Below are 3,182 nucleotides of genomic sequence, written 5' to 3' on the forward strand. Positions count from 1 at the left end.
GAGGCCGGACGAAGCGCTTTCAGTTAAACTCAGGCAGTTGCGCCGGTCACGGCCTTCCAGTGCGCCATGGCGCGGATCCGATGAATGTGGGTGGCGAGGGCGGAGTGTTTTTGATGCGACGTCATCGATCGCGTGCTCGGCATCCAACGCGTGGCGGGGTGAGGGCACCGTTACCTTAACGTGAGCGCCACGTAACTCATTCTTTGACGCAGTTTCTATGCAGATTTCAGGCAAGCGATTTCCCGCCACATGTTGGTGGCGGCTTGTCGTAATTCACGATGATCGGCAGCGTCGAATTGGTTGCGCGGGAAGTAATATAAGTTGTAGATCGGATCATGTATCGACGTGAAGTTTTGCACATGTCGCGCCGATTTAAAGCGCTTCATAACCCGCTCGCGTCGTCGGATCGGCTGACGCGAATTCTCTGCCCGATTGTTCAAACCCTTATGCTGGCGATGATCGCAAATGTTAAGGCCTATGTCTCGTTTGGCAGCGCCATAAGATCGTAGTTTATCGGTGACCATAACCCGCGGTGCGCAACCTTGAGCAGAGAGAAGCTTGCGCATGAAACGCTTGGCAGCCTTGGTATTGCGGCGTGTCTGGACCAGAACATCTATCACGAAACCATCCTGATCAACCGCTCGCCAAAGAATGTGATGCTCACCTTTGATCGTAATGACAACCTCATCCAGATGCCATTTGTCACCAAAGCGTGGTGTGCGGCGACGAATATTACTGGCATAGGTCCGTCCGAATTTCTCAGCCCATTCGTACACAGTCTTATGTGTGACGAAGATCCCACGATAAGCCAGCATGTCTTCAACCATGCGAAAGCTTAATGGAAAGCGGAACTACAACCAGACAGCTTCCGCGATAATCTCAGCAGGATAACGATGGCGATGATATAGCGGAGAACGAGGGTCGGTCATAACACGTTATCGCCGTTGATGCTTACCCTCAGGTTAAGGTAACGGTGCCGACGAGGCCGCAGCGGACGGGTTAAGGTGCTCGCCTGGCATTTCGTTGCCCGCAGCGAGAAATCGGGAAAACCGCCGCGTTCACCATCTCCGTCATGCCCGATTGGCACGCGGCGACCTCAGTAGAGAAACCTCATATGTATGATTTAGTTCCTGAACCTTCTTCTTTATCGCACGCATTGCAACCGGAGCGCAGACCGATAATTTCTCTGCGGGTCAAAAGGCGCGCAGCATACCGAGCCCTTGATATATCCGGAAAGATTGATCGTGAGACAGCCATAGCATGGCCTAGGTATTGCGCCAATCTCGATCAATAGTGCCTTCCTGCGCCTTATGATAATATTGGCTAGCGACGAGCCATCCTTTCGTCGGACGAAGAGGCGGGATGCAAGTTAAAAGCAGCAGGGGTAGGCTCGTAAAGAGATGCACCCATAAGGGAGGCTCGTAGGTTATCTGCAGCCATACAGCAAATACCATGCTAGGTATACAGCCGAACATCATGATAAAAAACGCTGGACCATCTGCAGGGTCTGCAAATGAATAGTCCAAATCACATACTTCGCATTTTTCTCTCAGCGTGAGGAAGCCTTGAAAAAGATGACCTTCTCCACATCGAGGACACCGGCCGCGCACGCCTGTGGCGATGGGAGAGAGGCGCGGCCACTGATATTGAGTTGGCATATTGACTCCTGTTTTTTCGCGCTTGCCGGCGGGTATGATCTGTAACTCGCAATCGTAGTGAAACCAATAAACCATTAATATGTTTCAATTATTGGAAAATAATATTGCGATCTAAAGCTTTAGTATTCTGAGATCGGAAAAAATAACTACGTCCTTAACACGAACCTGATCGAAGATTAGGTTGAACGATTCGATGAATTTATAATTCTCTGTGGTTCACCTAAGACTACGGATGATTACATAGCCTCGACTGAAGCTGTTCGTCCAGGCAATCCCGACGAGACTTACACTATGCAAGCGGCTGCACTGACAGTCCCCACAGCACTGGCTGTGCTGCTCAACGGTGTAGAAATGTAGGGACCTTTGAGACATCCTTGTTTTGAACTTCGATGACAAGGACAATCGAGATGATGACATTCCGACGGGAAGTTTCGCATAAGCTACGGGGGCATTGCCAAGTTGTTTGAATAGGGCTTTGAGCAGCTTTCGCCTGTGTTTATCAAGCGGTCATTTCGGTCGTGTAGTCACGCCATAATGCAAATGCATCGGTACGTGCATGGCGGTAGGAGATAGCAGTGAGATTATAGCGGCGAGGACGGAAGATGGTGTTGATTTGATCGTGTGCTGACAAGAAGCGTTGGGCTTGACGAGGCGATTTGAACCGCCCCATGATTTTCTCCCGTTTTCGGCTCAGGCGGTGCGAATTTTCAATTCTGTTGTTCAGGCCTTTATGAGCACGATGATCGGCATCTGGCGCGATTTTTTGTACTGGCTTGGTATAGCTGCGCAGCTTATCCGTCACAACGACACGTGGTTGACCGTATTGCCGGATCAGTCTGGTGAAAAAACGCTTGGCAGCCTTTGTGTTACGGCGTGTTTGAACCAGAATATCAAGAACATCGCCATCTGCGTCAATGGCCCGCCAAAGCCAATACTTCTTTCCCCCAATCGTGATGACGACCTCATCAATGTGCCATTTGTCGTTTGGCTTTGGTCGATCCCTGCGGATACAGTCCGCAAAATGACGACCAAAGCGATTAATCCAGAGGCGAATGGTTTCCCGGCTGACAATGACGCCGCGCTCGGCAAGCAGGTCTTCCACATCGGCCGTGCTCAGCGCAAACCTGTAATAGGCCCATACTGCATAAGCGACAATCTCACGCGGAAAACGAAATCCCTTCAACCGGGGAAAAGAACTCGGTAATTTCATGCCTCATCGATACCGGAAACAACTAGATCAAACAACTTGGCAGTGCCCACATGATCTATGCGATATGATTTTCGGAATATGGCAAGCGCGCAAGCGACATCGTCGGACGTCTCGATTTCAGAATGTACAAGGTGCAAACGCGGGGCTTGATCATCCAGATCCATTTCGGGCCTCTTGGCTGTAAAAGCATGTTCGCGACCAAGAGTCTGACATGGTATTCCTACTAACCTGTTGATTTGGAAAAGCTACCCCAACTGCATCATGCCAGTGGTGAGGGTATCCGATTATACTGCTTCCTGCAAAAGTTGAGCAAA

Annotated in this window: 2 protein-coding genes and 2 pseudogenes; all 4 read right to left on the bottom strand. The window is 50.3% G+C overall.

Translation table 11 applies throughout. The annotated features are described in order from the left end of the window. Positions 1-29: 29 nt before the first annotated feature. Positions 30-116: pseudogene (locus FG152_RS26995) on the bottom strand (IS6 family transposase); the annotation flags it as partial. A 99-nt stretch (positions 117-215) separates the two neighbouring features. Next, positions 216-929: pseudogene (locus FG152_RS27000) on the bottom strand (IS6 family transposase). Positions 930-1,265: 336 nt separating this feature from the next. Continuing rightward, on the bottom strand, positions 1,266-1,658 hold the full coding sequence (locus FG152_RS27005; protein WP_112808562.1) for a DUF983 domain-containing protein: 393 nt from the start codon (positions 1,656-1,658) through the stop codon (positions 1,266-1,268). Positions 1,659-2,157: 499 nt separating this feature from the next. Continuing rightward, on the bottom strand, positions 2,158-2,868 hold the full coding sequence (locus FG152_RS27010) for an IS6 family transposase (RefSeq protein ID WP_109989827.1): 711 nt from the start codon (positions 2,866-2,868) through the stop codon (positions 2,158-2,160). Positions 2,869-3,182: the final 314 nt, after the last annotated feature.

This window comes from Ochrobactrum sp. XJ1, from assembly GCF_024701725.1.
In the GTDB taxonomy this organism is placed as follows: Bacteria; Pseudomonadota; Alphaproteobacteria; order Rhizobiales; family Rhizobiaceae; genus Brucella; species Brucella anthropi.